The sequence below is a fragment of the Ruegeria sp. BHSB196 genome (genome assembly GCF_059613135.1).
This window is the reverse complement of the sequence record NZ_JBXWRY010000001.1, coordinates 132,802-146,825: the sequence shown is the minus strand read 5'-3', so window position 1 is coordinate 146,825 and position 14,024 is coordinate 132,802. Positions and strand designations below refer to the sequence as shown.

17 protein-coding genes are annotated in these 14,024 nt (G+C 64.8%); 12 read left to right on the top strand and 5 right to left on the bottom strand.

Annotated features, from left to right (window positions below):
* Positions 1–107: 107 nt before the first annotated feature.
* Positions 108–1,598 carry a replicative DNA helicase gene (locus tag AC2FNJ_RS00735; protein ID WP_496761666.1) on the top strand — a complete coding sequence of 497 codons (1,491 nt, stop codon included), beginning with the start codon at positions 108–110 and terminating at the stop codon, positions 1,596–1,598.
* Here the strand turns inward: AC2FNJ_RS00735 and AC2FNJ_RS00730 are convergent.
* Positions 1,592–2,341, bottom strand: coding sequence for a sulfite exporter TauE/SafE family protein (locus AC2FNJ_RS00730; RefSeq protein ID WP_496761665.1), 750 nt, complete (start codon positions 2,339–2,341; stop codon positions 1,592–1,594). The genes AC2FNJ_RS00735 and AC2FNJ_RS00730 overlap by 7 nt on opposite strands.
* 180 nt (positions 2,342–2,521) lie before the next feature.
* On the opposite strand from AC2FNJ_RS00730, the gene alr reads away from it, so the two are divergent.
* From alr to AC2FNJ_RS00680, 10 genes are all read left to right on the top strand, one after another.
* Positions 2,522–3,556, top strand: coding sequence for an alanine racemase (gene alr / locus AC2FNJ_RS00725; RefSeq protein ID WP_496761664.1), 1,035 nt, complete (start codon positions 2,522–2,524; stop codon positions 3,554–3,556).
* On the top strand, positions 3,553–4,335 hold the full coding sequence (locus AC2FNJ_RS00720) for an MlaE family ABC transporter permease (RefSeq protein ID WP_496761663.1): 783 nt from the start codon (positions 3,553–3,555) through the stop codon (positions 4,333–4,335). Before alr ends, AC2FNJ_RS00720 begins: the two co-directional genes overlap by 4 nt.
* Entirely contained in the window at positions 4,332–5,078 is a 747-nt protein-coding gene (locus AC2FNJ_RS00715) for an ABC transporter ATP-binding protein (RefSeq protein ID WP_496761662.1), read from the top strand. The genes AC2FNJ_RS00720 and AC2FNJ_RS00715 overlap by 4 nt, the downstream gene beginning before the upstream one ends.
* 105 nt (positions 5,079–5,183) lie before the next feature.
* The gene (locus AC2FNJ_RS00710; protein WP_496761661.1) at positions 5,184–5,666 is read left to right on the top strand and encodes a cytochrome b; all 483 of its coding nucleotides are present in this window, start codon (positions 5,184–5,186) and stop codon (positions 5,664–5,666) included.
* Between the two features lie 77 nt (positions 5,667–5,743).
* Positions 5,744–6,178: a paraquat-inducible protein A gene (locus AC2FNJ_RS00705; RefSeq protein ID WP_496761660.1), complete on the top strand. Its 435-nt coding sequence runs from the start codon at positions 5,744–5,746 to the stop codon at positions 6,176–6,178.
* A gap of 39 nt (positions 6,179–6,217) precedes the next feature.
* Complete coding sequence (gene radA / locus AC2FNJ_RS00700) at positions 6,218–7,582, top strand: DNA repair protein RadA (protein ID WP_496761659.1); 1,365 nt, start codon at positions 6,218–6,220, stop codon at positions 7,580–7,582.
* Between the two features lie 39 nt (positions 7,583–7,621).
* Positions 7,622–8,188 carry a CvpA family protein gene (locus AC2FNJ_RS00695; RefSeq protein ID WP_496761658.1) on the top strand — a complete coding sequence of 189 codons (567 nt, stop codon included), beginning with the start codon at positions 7,622–7,624 and terminating at the stop codon, positions 8,186–8,188.
* A gap of 177 nt (positions 8,189–8,365) precedes the next feature.
* The gene (gene purF, locus AC2FNJ_RS00690; RefSeq protein ID WP_496761657.1) at positions 8,366–9,826 is read left to right on the top strand and encodes an amidophosphoribosyltransferase; all 1,461 of its coding nucleotides are present in this window, start codon (positions 8,366–8,368) and stop codon (positions 9,824–9,826) included.
* A gap of 155 nt (positions 9,827–9,981) precedes the next feature.
* Positions 9,982–10,230 carry a hypothetical protein gene (locus AC2FNJ_RS00685; RefSeq protein WP_496761656.1) on the top strand — a complete coding sequence of 83 codons (249 nt, stop codon included), beginning with the start codon at positions 9,982–9,984 and terminating at the stop codon, positions 10,228–10,230.
* A gap of 42 nt (positions 10,231–10,272) precedes the next feature.
* On the top strand, positions 10,273–10,917 hold the full coding sequence (locus AC2FNJ_RS00680; protein WP_496761655.1) for an SDR family NAD(P)-dependent oxidoreductase: 645 nt from the start codon (positions 10,273–10,275) through the stop codon (positions 10,915–10,917).
* 43 nt (positions 10,918–10,960) lie between these two features.
* Here AC2FNJ_RS00680 and AC2FNJ_RS00675 read toward each other — a convergent pair whose 3' ends face one another.
* From AC2FNJ_RS00675 to AC2FNJ_RS00660, 4 genes are all read right to left on the bottom strand, one after another.
* Positions 10,961–11,803, bottom strand: coding sequence for an ATP-binding protein (locus AC2FNJ_RS00675; RefSeq protein ID WP_496761654.1), 843 nt, complete (start codon positions 11,801–11,803; stop codon positions 10,961–10,963).
* Between the two features lie 118 nt (positions 11,804–11,921).
* Positions 11,922–12,800, bottom strand: coding sequence for a twin-arginine translocase subunit TatC (gene tatC / locus AC2FNJ_RS00670; RefSeq protein WP_496761653.1), 879 nt, complete (start codon positions 12,798–12,800; stop codon positions 11,922–11,924).
* On the bottom strand, positions 12,797–13,270 hold the full coding sequence (gene tatB / locus AC2FNJ_RS00665) for a Sec-independent protein translocase protein TatB (protein WP_496761652.1): 474 nt from the start codon (positions 13,268–13,270) through the stop codon (positions 12,797–12,799). Before tatB ends, tatC begins: the two co-directional genes overlap by 4 nt.
* Before the next feature lie 6 nt (positions 13,271–13,276).
* Complete coding sequence (locus tag AC2FNJ_RS00660) at positions 13,277–13,492, bottom strand: twin-arginine translocase TatA/TatE family subunit (protein WP_496761651.1); 216 nt, start codon at positions 13,490–13,492, stop codon at positions 13,277–13,279.
* A 220-nt stretch (positions 13,493–13,712) separates the two neighbouring features.
* Between AC2FNJ_RS00660 and AC2FNJ_RS00655 the strand changes: the two genes are divergently transcribed.
* Positions 13,713–14,018 (top strand): hypothetical protein, encoded by a 306-nt coding sequence (locus AC2FNJ_RS00655; protein ID WP_496761650.1) that lies wholly within the window; start codon positions 13,713–13,715, stop codon positions 14,016–14,018.
* Positions 14,019–14,024: the final 6 nt, after the last annotated feature.

Below are 14,024 nucleotides of genomic sequence, written 5' to 3'. Positions count from 1 at the left end.
ACTTATCCCGCAGTGAAAGTCAGTTATTCCGACTTACCCCCAATCATTTGCAGATGGCTTGATCCGGGGCAGCGCGTATAGAAATCCCGAAGGGCAGCGGGGACGAGATGAACGAGATAAGCAGTATCGAGCAGGCGGCGGCGCAGATCCAGGATCCCACCACGATGCCGCATTCGATCGAGGCCGAGCAGCAGCTTCTGGGCGCGATCCTGACCAACAACGACCTGTATGACCGGGTCGCCTCGATCATCGGGGCCGAGCACTTCTATGATCCGGTGCATGCGCGCATCTACGAGGTCGCGGCGGCGCGCATCGCCAAGAATGCGCTTGCCTCGCCGGTGACGCTGAAATCCTTCCTGGCCGAGGACGAGGGGCTGAAGGAGTTGGGCGGGCCGGCCTATCTGGTCAAGCTGGCCGGCGCCTCGATCAGCGCCTTTGCCGTGCGGGATTATGCCCAGATGATCTATGACCTGGCGATTCGGCGCGAGCTGATCCGCCTGGGCCGGGACATCTCGGACAAGGCCGCGCGGGTGGATGTGGCAAGCGAACCGAAAGAGCAGATCGTCGAAGCCGAGCAGAAACTCTATCAGCTTTCCGAGCAGGGCCAGACCGAGCAGGGATTCAAATCCTTCCTCAAGGCGGTCACCGAGGCCGTGAACGTCACCAACGAGGCGTATCAGCGTGGCGGCGGCATGGCCGGGATCTCTACCGGTCTGGCCGATCTCGACAAGCAGCTGGGCGGTCTGCACCCGTCGGACCTGATCATCCTGGCGGGGCGTCCTTCGATGGGCAAGACCTCGCTGGCCACCAATATCGCGTTCAACGTGGCCAAATCCTACAAGCGCGGGATGAAACCCGACGGCACCGAAGGCGCGGTCGATGGCGGCGTGGTCGGGTTCTTCTCGCTGGAGATGAGCGCCGAACAGCTGGCGGGTCGGATTCTGGCCGAAGCCTCGGAGATTTCCTCGCACAAGATCCGGCAAGGCGACATGACCGAAGCGGAATTCCGCCGCTTCGTGGACGCCGCCAAGGAGCTCGAAGCCTGTCCGCTTTTCATCGACGACACGCCCGCCCTGCCCATCGCGCAGCTTGCGGCACGGGCGCGGCGGCTCAAGCGGACGCATGGGCTGGATCTGCTGGTGATCGACTATCTGCAGCTCTGCCGGGGCATGGCCGACAACCGCGTGAACGAGATCGCCGAGATTTCCATGGGGCTCAAGGCAATCGCCAAGGAGTTGAACATTCCCGTCGTCGCCCTGTCGCAGCTGTCGCGGCAGGTCGAATCGCGCGACGACAAGCGGCCCCAACTGTCCGACCTGCGGGAATCCGGCTCGATCGAACAGGATGCCGACGTGGTGATGTTCGTGTTCCGCGAGGAGTATTACAAGGAACGCGAGAAACCCGGCGACCACGAACTGGAAAAGATGGAAGAGTGGAAGGCCGCGATGGAACGCCTGCACGGCAAGGCCGAGGTGATCGTGGGCAAGCAGCGCCACGGCCCGATCGGAACGGTCGAACTGTCCTTCGAAGCGCAGTTCACGCGGTTCGGCAATCTGGTCAAACCCTGGCAGCAGGGCGGGCAGATCGAGGGCTACTGACCGCGCAGGAAGTAATAGGCCGTCAACAGCGCGCCAAAGGCGATCACGGCAAGACGCAGGGCATTTGGCGGGACCAGCCGCGACAGCGCGCCGCCCGCATACCCGCCCAGCGTGGCGCCTGCCATCATGACCAGGGCATAGGGCCAGACCACCGCGGCGCTGAGGCCATAGATCACGACCGCAAGCACGCTGATCCAACCGATCACGGCGTTCTTCAGGGCGTTGGCCTGATGGAAATCCGCGTAACCGGCCAGGATCAGCGCCGCCAGCATGATCTGGCCCAGACCGGCCCCGAAATAGCCGCCATAGACCGAGAACAGGAACAGCATCGGCCAGACCGCCGCCTGTCCGGGTCTGGTCCCGGCCACGTAGCGGCGCAGATGCGGAGCAGCGGCGAACAACAGAGTTGCCGTGCCCATCAGCCAGGGCACCAGCCGTTCGAACACGCCGCCGCCCAGCCACAGAAGCGCGACCGCACCGACCACCCCACCGGCGCCGCAGACGCAAAGCAGGGGCAGCAGGTCGCGCGCCGCTGCGCGCAGTTCTCCGCGAAAGGCGGGCAAGGCGGCCAGGTTGCCGGGCACCAAGGCCACGAAATTCGTGGCATTGGCCGCCATTGGCGGCAGTCCGACCGCCATGAGCGTCGGAAACGTAAGGAACGTGGCCCCGCCCGCCACCGCGTTCAGCGCCCCGGCAAAGGTTCCCGAGGCCAGCAACACCAGCACGGTAAGAAGATCGGGCATGTCCATCCCCGCATCTCTACGCGTTGCCGCACCTCTGGCAATGCCTCCGATCGCTCAGCACCATCGGCACAGCGGATTTTCCGCGGCAAAGGCCAAAGCCGGCGGTCACGGTGTGCAAGCCCCCGCCAGATCGCACCAATTCCCCCTTGACCTGCCGAACCCGGATGTCATGAACGGGCCATGGGAACCGCGAGACTGAACATCGATCTGACCGCCCTTGTCGAGAACTGGCGGGCGCTTGACGCCAGGACGGATGTCGAGACCGCTGCGGTCGTCAAGGCGGATGCCTATGGCCTGGGCGTGGGGCGGGTTGCCCCGGCCCTGGCGCGGGCCGGCGTCCGCAAGTTCTTTGTCGCGGTGGCCGAAGAGGGCGCGGAGGTGCGCGCGGCGCTCGGCCCCGGCCCGCTGATCGCGGTGTTTTCGGGTCACATGCCGCACGACACCGACATCCTGCGCCAGCACGATCTGGTGCCGATGATCAATTCCGCCGAACAGTTCCAGCGGCACATGAACGCGCTGCCGGATCACCCTTTCGGCATCCAGCTCGACAGCGGCATGAACCGGTTGGGTCTGGAGCCTGCCGACTGGGCGGAACTGCGCGATCGGGCCTTGGCGAAAGGCCCGGCGCTGGTCATGTCTCATCTCGCCTGCAGCGACGAGCCGGATCACCCGATGAACCTCCATCAATTGCGTGTTTTCAAGGAGATGGCAGGCGATGTTGACGTTCCACGCTCGCTGGCGGCCACCGGCGGGCTGCTATTGGGTCCGGACTATCATTTCGAATTTTGCCGCCCCGGCGTCGGGCTCTACGGCGGCCGGCCCTTTGCCGAGGCCAGGCCGGTGGTGAGCGTCGATCTGCCGGTGGTTCAGGTGCGAGACGTGCGGCCCGGCGAGACCGTGGGCTATTCCAACACCTGGACCGCCGACCGGCCGTCGCGCATCGCCACCGTGGCCGCCGGCTATGCCGACGGGCTGCACCGGGCCACCGGCGGGCGGATCAGGGCCTATGCCGACGGCGCCGCCTGCCCGGTGGTCGGTCGCATTTCGATGGACCTGATCACCGTGGACGTGACCGATGCCGACCACGTGCCCGAAGCCCTGCAGATCCTGAACGACCAGCAGACGGTGGACGATCTGGCTGACGCCGCCGGTACGATCGGGTATGAAATCCTGACCTCGCTGGGCGCGCGCTATTCGCGGAAATACGTGGAATGAACCCTCTCACCCTCCTTGCCGGGCTTGGCCGCACGGTTCTGACCATTCTTGCGGCCTTCGGCCGGGTCGGCCTGTTCGCGCTGGATGCGGTGTCGCACATCTTTCGACCGCCTTTCTATCCCCGCGAATTCGGTGTCGCGCTGATGAATATCGGCTGGCTGTCGCTGCCGGTGGTGGGGCTGACCGCGATCTTCACGGGCGGCGCGCTGGCCTTGCAGATCTATGCCGGCGGCGCCCGGTTCAATGCCGAGGCGGTGGTGCCCCAGATCGTCGCCATCGGCATGGTGCGGGAACTTGGCCCGGTGCTGGTCGGCCTGATGATCGCCGCGCGCGTGACATCTTCGATCGCGGCCGAGATCGCGACGATGAAAGTGACCGAACAGATCGACGCGCTGGTGACCCTGTCCACCCACCCGATGAAGTATCTGACCGCCCCTCGCGTTCTGGCCGCGCTGATCACCGTGCCGGCCCTGGTCGGCGTCGGCGATGTCATAGGCATTGCCGGGGGCTATGCGGTGGCGACCCAGAACCTCGGCTTCAACGCCGCCGCCTATCTTCAGAACACGGTGGATTTCCTGGAGGCGCGCGACATCGTCTCGTCGCTGGTCAAGGGCGCGGCCTTCGGCGTGATCGCCGCGCTGATGGGGTGTTATTACGGCATGAATTCGGGCCGCGGCGCGCAGGGCGTGGGCCGGGCCACCAAAGGGTCGGTCGAAGCCGCGGCGGTGCTAATCCTGGCCGCCAATTTCGTGCTCACGGGGGTGTTCTTCTCGCTATGATCCGGATGGAGAACATACACAAGGCCTTTGGCGACAACCGCGTCCTGCAGGGCATGAACCTGGAGATTCCCAAGGGCACCTCGATGGTCATCATCGGCGGATCGGGCACCGGCAAGTCGGTGGCGCTGAAATGTATTCTTGGCCTGATCACGCCGGACAGCGGCAGGATCTATGTGGATGGCAAGGACGCCTCGAAAGGCGACCGGGACAAGTTTCTGGCGCGGTTCGGGATGCTGTTTCAGGGCGGCGCGCTGTTCGATTCGCTGCCGGTCTGGCAGAACGTGGCCTTTCGCCTGCTGCGCGGATCGCTGAAGCGGCCCGTCGACGAGGCGCGCGAGATCGCCATCGACAAGCTGCGCCGCGTCGGCCTGCGCGCCAAGGTGGCCGATCTGTTTCCGTCCGAGCTGTCGGGGGGGATGCAGAAACGCGTGGGCCTGGCCCGCGCCATCGCCGCCGAGCCCGAGATCATCTTTTTCGACGAGCCCACGACGGGGCTCGACCCGATCATGGCCGGCGTCATCAACGACCTGATCCGCGAGATCGTGACCGAGATGGGCGCCACCGCGATGACCATCACCCACGACATGTCTTCGGTTCGGGCCATCGCCGACAACGTGGCGATGCTGCATGACGGGGTGATCCAGTGGACCGGACCCGTCGGACAGATGGATGCCTCGGGCGATCCCTACCTGGAGCAATTCATCCACGGCAGCGCCGAGGGGCCGATCGAGGCGGTGCGGTAGAGGCCGCGCGCAGTTCCGCCGGTCAAAAATATCTTCGTCCTCCGACGGAACGCGCCGCGCCCCGCGTAGTACAGTTGTAACCCGATTGTCTACCGGAGCTCTCCCATGCCCAAGGCGTACTCCCGCGCGCAGATTGCCCTGCACTGGATCATCTTTCTGCTGATCGCCGCCCAGTTTGTTTTCCATGAGCCCATCGCCGAGGCGTGGGAACAGATCGAGGACGGCTTGCCGGTCACCTTTCAGCCGCTGATCGCCGCCCACGTGTTTGGCGGGTTGTTGATCCTGGCGCTTGTGGTTTGGCGGGTCGCGCTGCGCGTGAAACGCGGTGCGCCGCCCTTGCCGGCACAGGAAACCGCCGCGATGAAACTGGCCGCGCACACCACCCGTCTGTCGCTTTATGCCTTGATGATCCTGATGCCGGTGTCGGGCGCACTTGCCTGGTTTGGCGGGTTCGAAATGGCCGCCGAGGCGCATGAGGTAATGAAACCCTTGATGTTGATCCTGGTCCTGCTTCACGTGGTGGCCGCCTTGTTTCATCAGTTCGTTCTCAAGACCAACCTGATGGCGCGCATGGGGCGGGCGGGATAGCAAGAAAGCGGTGCGTGCTTGCGCGCACCGCCTGCCGCCGTAAGGTGTGTGAAATCACGCACCTCGAACAGGCTCTCATGACCCTCCGCCTCGCCACCCTCTCGCTCCTGATCCTCTACCCCATCGCGTGGTTCGCGCCCCTGCTGCGCGCGGGGCTGCTGCCGATATTCGGCCTCAGCGAGATCAGCGTCATCACCGGGCTGCAGTCGCTCTGGCGCTCGGATGTGTTTCTGGCGCTGATCGTCACCGCCTTTGCCCTTTTCGCGCCCTATCTCAAGACCATCGGCACCGCCCTGGTGCAGTGGAAGCTGCTGGATCCGCGCGCCCAGCCCGTCCTGCACATTCTCGGCAAGCTCGCCATGGCCGACATCTTCCTCATCGCGCTCTACATCACGCTGGCCAAGGGCATCTCCTATGCCACAATCGAGACCGCCTGGGGGCTCTACCTGTTCACCGGCTGCATTCTGGCCTCGATCGGGCTCGGTATCCTGACCGAGCGGCGCGCGACCTGAGGGCTTGCAGCTTCGGCGTTCCTCGGGCACCAAGACCACATGGCCAAGACGACATCCTTTTCCTGTTCGAGTTGCGGCGCGACCCATGCCCGCTGGTCCGGGCGCTGCGACGCCTGCGGTGCCTGGAACACCATCGTGCAGGAGGTGCCGCTGTCTTCGGGCCCAGCGTCGAAATCCTTGGGCGGCAAGCGCGGCCGGGCGGTCGCGCTCAGCGATCTGGCGGCGGGTGAAACGCCGCCGCCGCGCACGGTCTGCGGCGTGACCGAGCTGGATCGCGTGCTTGGCGGCGGGCTGGTTCCGGCCTCGGCCATTCTGGTCGGCGGCGATCCCGGCATCGGCAAGTCCACCCTGCTGCTGCAGGCCGCCGCGCGGTTTGCGCGAACGGGTCTCAAGACCATCTATGTCTCGGGCGAAGAGGCCAGCGCGCAGGTCCGGATGCGCGCGCGTCGCCTGGGTCTGGCCGATGCGCCGGTGCAACTGGCCGCCGAGACCAACCTGCGCGACATCCTGACCACGCTTGAGGCGGAAAAGCCCGGCCTCGCCATCATCGATTCGATCCAGACCATGTGGGCCGACAACGTGGACAGCGCGCCGGGGTCGGTCAGCCAGGTGCGCGCGGCGGCGCATGAACTGACCTCCTTCGCCAAGCGGCATGGCGTGTCGATCGTCATGGTCGGCCATGTCACCAAGGAAGGCCAGATCGCCGGCCCGCGCGTGGTCGAGCACATGGTCGATACCGTGCTCTATTTCGAGGGCGAGCGCGGCCATCAGTTCCGCATCCTGCGCGCGGTCAAGAACCGGTTCGGCCCCGCCGACGAGATCGGGGTGTTCGAGATGACCGGGCGCGGACTGGCCGAGGTATCCAACCCCTCGGCCCTGTTTCTGTCGGAGCGCGGCGAGCCCAGCCCCGGCTCGGCCGTATTTGCCGGGATCGAGGGCACCCGCCCGGTGCTGGTCGAGTTGCAGGCGCTGGTCGCCCCGTCTCCCCTGTCCCAGCCGCGCCGCACCGTGGTGGGCTGGGATGGCGGACGGCTGGCGATGATCCTGGCCGTGCTCGAGGCGCGCTGCGGCATCCCGTTTGCGGGGCTGGATGTCTATCTGAACGTCGCGGGCGGGCTGAAGATTTCCGAACCCGCGGCCGATCTTGCGGTGGCCGCCGCCCTCCTGAGCGCGCGCGAGGACACCGCCCTGCCGGCCGATACCGTGGTTTTCGGGGAAATATCGCTTTCCGGCGCGCTCAGACCCGCCCCCCAGACCGAAAACAGGTTGAAAGAAGCGCAAAAACTTGGTTTCACGGCGGCAATTGCTCCGGCAGGCGGCAAAACCGGTACTGTGGCAGGACTGACACTGACCCGCCCCTCTGATCTGATCGGGTTTGTTGGCGAAACCTTTGGAGCGGGGTAGTATCCGCCCGCGAGGCGCAAAAAAGAACAGGCGAGGGCCATGGAAGGTTTCAACATCATTGACGGGGTCGTAGCCCTGATCATCGTGCTGTCAGCGCTGCTGGCCTATTCCCGCGGCCTGGTGCGCGAAACCCTGGCCATCGTCGGCTGGGTCGCCGCCGCGGTTCTGGCCTTCATCTTCGCACCGCAAGCCATGCCCCTGATCAAGGAAGTCCCGGTTCTGGGCGAATTCCTCAAGGACAGCTGCGAATTATCGGTCATCACCTCCTTCGCCGCCGTCTTTGCGGTGGCCCTGATCGTCGTGAGCGTCTTCACGCCGCTGTTCTCGTCGCTCGTGCAACGTTCGGCGCTCGGCGGGCTGGATCAGGCGCTGGGGTTCTTCTTTGGCGTCGCGCGCGGCATCCTGTTGGTGGCCATCGCGTTCTTTGTCTATGACACCGTGATGACCGGCCAGAACTTCACCATGGTTGACGAGAGCCGTTCGGCACAGGTCTTCGCCCAGATGAGCGAGAAGATCGAGGAACAGAACCCGGAACAGGCGCTGGGATGGGTCACGCGGCAATATGAGGAACTGGTCGGCAGCTGCAACAGCGCCGTGCAGCAGTAACACAGCGGCGGCAGCTGCGGGAACCGCCACAGAGGATGTCTGTTTTTGCAAAAGCCAGGCCCGGCGCGCCTGCGGCAAAACGTGAATGTGATCCTTTGGTGACATGCGTGGCCTGAGGCATTATGTGGAGGCCAGACAGCAAAGGAATCGGAGCTGCCCGCCTTGCCAAGCCCGCAGATGCCACCCGCCCACCCTTTCGACGATGACAAGCTCCGCGAGGAATGCGGGATATTCGGGGTCATCGGCGTACAGGACGCCGCCAGCTTCATCGCCCTTGGCCTGCACGCCCTGCAGCATCGCGGGCAGGAGGCCGGCGGGATCGTCACCCACGATCCCGAGAAGGGGTTCAATTCGGTGCGCCGCTTCGGCTATGTGCGCGACAACTTCACCTCGGCCGACATCATGGAGGCGCTGCCGGGACCGCTCGGGATCGGTCACGTGCGCTATTCCACGGCCGGGTCCAAGGGCCAGACCGCCATCCGGGACGTTCAGCCGTTTTTCGGCGAGTTCTCGATGGGCGGCGCGGCGATCGCCCATAACGGCAACATCACCAACGCCAACGCGCTGCGGCGCGAATTGATCGAGCGCGGCTCGATCTTCCAGTCCTCGTCGGACAGCGAATGCATCATCCACCTGATGGCGCGGTCCCTGCAGCGCAATATCCCCGAGCGGATGGAAGACGCCCTGCGCCGCGTCGAGGGCGCGTTCTCCGTCGTCGCCATGACCCGGACCAAGCTGATCGGCGTGCGCGATCCGATGGGGGTTCGGCCGCTGGTCCTGGGCCGGATCGGCGACGGCTGGTGCCTGTCGTCCGAGACCTGCGCGCTCGACATCATCGGCGCCGAGTTCATCCGCGAGATCGAACCCGGCGAAATGGTCGTGATCACCGCCGAAAAGGGTGTCGAGAGCAATTTTCCCTTCCGCCCGCAGCCGCCGAAGTTCTGCATCTTCGAGCATGTCTACTTTTCGCGCCCCGATTCCATTCTGGGCGGACGTTCGGTCTATGAAACGCGCGAGAGCATCGGGCGCGAACTGGCCAAGGAAAGCCCGGTCGAGGCCGATCTGGTCTGCCCCGTCCCCGACAGCGGCACGCCCGCGGCCATCGGCTATTCGCTGGAATCCGGCATTCCCTATGCGATGGGGATCATCCGCAACCAGTATATGGGCCGAACCTTCATCGAACCCACCGAACAGATCCGCAACATGGGCGTGCGGCTCAAGCTGAACGTCAACCGGGCGCTCATCGAGGGCAAGCGGGTGATCCTGGTAGACGATTCGGTGGTGCGCGGCACGACCAGCCGCAAGATCAAGGAAATGATCCTGGATGCCGGCGCGAAGGAAGTGCATTTCCGCATCGCCTCGCCACCGACCGCCTGGCCCTGTTTCTATGGCGTGGACACGCCCCAGCGCGAGAAACTGCTGGCCGCGACGATGACCGAGGAAGAGATGACCAAGCATCTGGCGGTGGACAGCCTCAAATTCATCTCGCTGGACGGGCTGTATCGCGCGGTCGGCGAAGCCGGCGGCCGCAACAAGTCCTGCCCGCAATACTGCGATGCCTGTTTCTCGGGCGAATATCCCGTCACCCCGGCCGACATGATCGAGCAGGGATTCAAGATGCAGCCCGCGGCCGAATGAGGCTGATTTTCCGGACGGATTGAAAGCGCTCGGCTGCGTCGGGCGACTTCGGCCGGACCTGAACGGCAAAACCCTGCCGATGGCAGCGCCCCTTCTTCACCTCGACAGCGGGCCTTGATACCCGACGCGGGCTATCCACTCACCGGTCGGAATCCATGGCGAACGCACGAGTCAACGGCGCGGCGACGCAGAAAGGCGCGCTGGCGCGAAATACAGTCACCGTTCTGGGCGTCTTCGGGCCCGAGCATGATCTGCGCGCGCTGGTGCGCCTGTCGAGCGGCCGCACGCGCAGGATCAAACCGGGCAGCCGTGTCGCGTCGGGCAGAGTTCTGGCCATCGACAGGACGGGCCTGGTGCTGCGACAAAGCGGCCAGACGCGGCGCATTGACATCCCGGGAAGCTGATGGCGCCTTGACGCCTCGCGCGTGGCAGGCCAAACCGCGCGCATGACCGATCAAAAGAAACTCGCCCTCGTCACCGGCGCGTCCCGCGGATTGGGCTTTGCCCTGGCCGAAGCGCTGGCACCCGATCATCACGTCGTGGCGGTGGCCCGCACGACCGGTGCGTTGGAGGAACTGGACGACCACATCCAGGCCAAGGGCGGCACTGCCACCCTGGCGCCGATGGACATCACCGATCCGAACGCGATGGCAACCCTGTGCCGCGGCATCCATGACCGCTGGGGCAAGCTGGATCTGTGGTTGCACACCGCCATCCACACGGCGCCGCTGTCGCCCGCGCCTTTCGTTGACCCCAAGGACTGGGAAAAGTCGGTCTCGGTCAACGCGACGGCAACCTCGGTGCTGATTCCCTATGTCGCGCCCCTGCTGGGAGAAACCGGCCACGCGGTGTTCTTTGACGATCCGAAGGCGGGCGAGAAGTTCTATGGTGCTTACGGGGCCACCAAGGCGGCGCAAATGGCGCTGGCGCGCAGCTGGCAGGCCGAAACCGTCCGGACCGGTCCGCGCGTGACCATTCTGGACCCCGCGCCGATGGCGACGGCGCTGCGCGCCAGGTTCCACCCCGGTGAGGATCGCTCGGCGCTTTCCACTCCGACGGACGAAGCGGTGCGGCTGCTGGCGATGCTTTGATCCCGCCTGCCCGCCGACCATCTTCCGGCGGGCATTGAACGGCTCATGCGATGTGGACGCCCTGCCGCCCTGCCAGATCGACAAAGAACTGCCAGGCCACGCGGCCCGACCGCGCGCCGCGCGTTGCCTGCCACTCGATGGCTTCGGCGCGCAGGGTCTCGGGATCGGTGGTGACGCCATAGGCGGCGCAATAGCGGTCGATCATGGCAAGGTATTCGTCCTGGCTGCACGGGTGGAATCCCAGCCACAGGCCGAACCTGTCCGACAGCGAGACCTTCTCCTCGACCGCCTCGGACGGGTTGATGGCGCTGGAGCGTTCGTTTTCGATCATGTCCCGCGGCATCAGGTGGCGGCGGTTCGATGTGGCGTAAAAGACCACGTTCTCGGGCCGCCCCTCGATACCGCCATCCAGAACCGCCTTGAGCGACTTGTAATGCTGGTCGTCATGGCTGAACGAAAGATCGTCGCAGAACAGGATGAACCGGTATGGCGCGGCGCGCAGGTGGTTGAGCAGACGCGCCACGGTGCTCATGTCCTCGCGCAAAAGCTCGACCAGTTTGAGCTCCGGGAAGTCCGCCAGCAAAGTGCCATGCACCGCCTTGACGAGGCTTGATTTACCCATCCCCCGCGCGCCCCAGAGCAAGGCGTTGTTGGCCTTGAACCCGCGCGCGAACCGCCGTGTGTTGTCGAGCAGCGTATCGCGCGACCGATTGATCCCGACCAGAAGCTCCAGATCGACGCGGTTGACGGTCGCGACCGGTTCCAGCCGATCCGGTTCAACATGCCAGACAAAAGCCGAGGCGGCGGAGAAATCGGGTGCTGCCAACGGCGCGGGCGCCATGCGCTCCAGGGCGTCGGCAATTCGGTTCAGGGCTTGGCTGTCCATCTCGCTCCTCCGGTCGATTGCGGCGCTTCAAACCATGTTCCGCAGCGACCGGCAAGCCCGCACGGCAAACAGGCGCGCGGGTCGCCCGGCGCGCCTGTTCAACTCGTGATCGAAGGGCCTATTTCGCGTCTTCCTCGAATTCGGCCATCATCGGATCGTCGGCCACTTCCTCGTCGTCGTAATACCCCTCGGTCCGAAGCTGTTCCTCGCGCTTCCTCTCGACCCGCGCGACAAGGAAGATCGAGACTTCGTAGAGGCCATAGACCACGACGAACAGGATGACCTGGGTGATCACGTCCGGCGGCGTCACGATCGCGGCCAGAACCAGGATACCCACAACCGCATATTTGCGGACGCTGCCCAGCCCCTCGGCGCTGACCAGCCCGGCCTTGCCCATCAGCGTGAGCAGAACCGGCAGCTGAAAGCAGAGACCGAAGGCCACGATGAACTTGATGGTCAGGTTGAGGTATTCCTGCGCCGAGCCCTGGAACACGACGCTGAGCGGGGCACCTGTTTCGGTCGCGACCGCTTCGCCTTCGGCACCGAATTGCTGGAAGCCCAGGAAAAAGTCGTAGGCCAGCGGCGTCACGACATAGAACGCAAAACTCGCGCCCAGCAGGAACATGAACGGCGAGGCCAGCAGGAACGGCAGGAACGCGTTCTTTTCCGAACGGTACAGCCCCGGCGCCACGAACCGCCACATCTGCATCCCGATGTAGGGGAAGGCCAGGATGAACCCGCCCAGCAACGAGACCTTGATCGCCACAAAGAAACCTTCCTGCGGTGAAATGAAGATCAGGTCGCAATCCTGACCGCGTTCGGACAGAACATCGCACAAGGGCTGGGTCAGAAAGTTGAAGATCGGCGTCGCGACCGTGAAGCAGAGGATCATGCCGATCAGAAAGGCCACGACGCTGTGGATCAGCCGCGTGCGCAGCTCGGTCAGATGCTCGATCAGCGGCGCGGACGTGTCGTCGATCTCGTCGGTCTTGCTCATGTCTTGTCCGTTTCGGATTTGAGCGCGGCTTCCATCTCTTCCGCCTTGGCCATCGCTTCGGCGGCTTCGCGGGCCTTGCGCTCGGCGGCGGCGCGGGCGGTGGCGACCTGGATCTTCTTGGCCTGCTCAGCGCGTTCGGCGGCCAGTTTGCCGGTCTCGCTGTCAGGATCGAACTTGGCCGGATCGACGCCCGCGGTGATGTCCGACGCCATGTCCTGCGCCGCCTTCTTGACGCCGTCCATGGCCGACCCGACGGGGTTCGTCGCGGCCTTGATGCCCTTGGAGATCTCGTTCACGCCCGCTTCGTCGGCGGCTTCGTTCATCGCGCGGCTGAACTCGCGCGCCATGCCCCGGGCCTTTCCGACCCATCGTCCGATGTTTCGGAACAGCACCGGCAAGTCCTTCGGCCCGACAACGATCAGCGCGACGATGCCGATGACCAGAAGCTCGGTCCAGCCAAGATCAAACATGGAGGCTTAGGCCTTGTCTTTGTCGGTATCGGGCGTCACGTCCTTGGCGGCGGTGGCGGCGTCCTGTTCGAGTTCTTCGGTTCCGTCCTTCACGCCCTTCTTGAAGGCGGTGATGCCCTTGCCGACTTCGCCCATGAGCGAGCTGATCTTGCCGCGCCCAAACAGCACAAGAACGACAACCGCGATCAGCAGCAGACCCGGAAGGCCGATATTGTTGAGCATGTTCTTTCTCCTTTCTTCCCGGCGCGGATCGTGCCGGACATCCGAATTCGACTGGTGTTCTACGCCTCTGTCTCGGTCACGGGAAGCGGCCAGAGGCCCGGCGCGGGCGCGATCGCGTCAAAATCGCGCGAATTCTTCTGCGGCGCCCATCCAACTGACAGGTTTATGTCAGTTAATGCCTGCTAGGTCCAGAGCATTGCGTCCAAACAAGGAAATACCCATGACCCAAGTCGCAGAAATCGTGACCTTCTCGCTGGCCGATGGCACATCCGCGCAGGACTTCGTGGCGCTCAGCCTCGCTTCGGAAGGCTTCGTGCGCAGCCTGGAGGGATTCCTGCATCGCCAACTGAGCCAGGGCGCGGACGGGCGCTGGACCGATTACGTGGTCTGGCGCGACATGGCCTGCGCCCAGACCGCCGCGGCCGCGTTTGCCGAGCAGGACTTTGCACCGGCCTTGATGACCGCGATCCGCCCCGACAGCCTTGAAGTCCGGCATGAAACCGTGCTCTGGGACATGAACGCTTGACGCCGC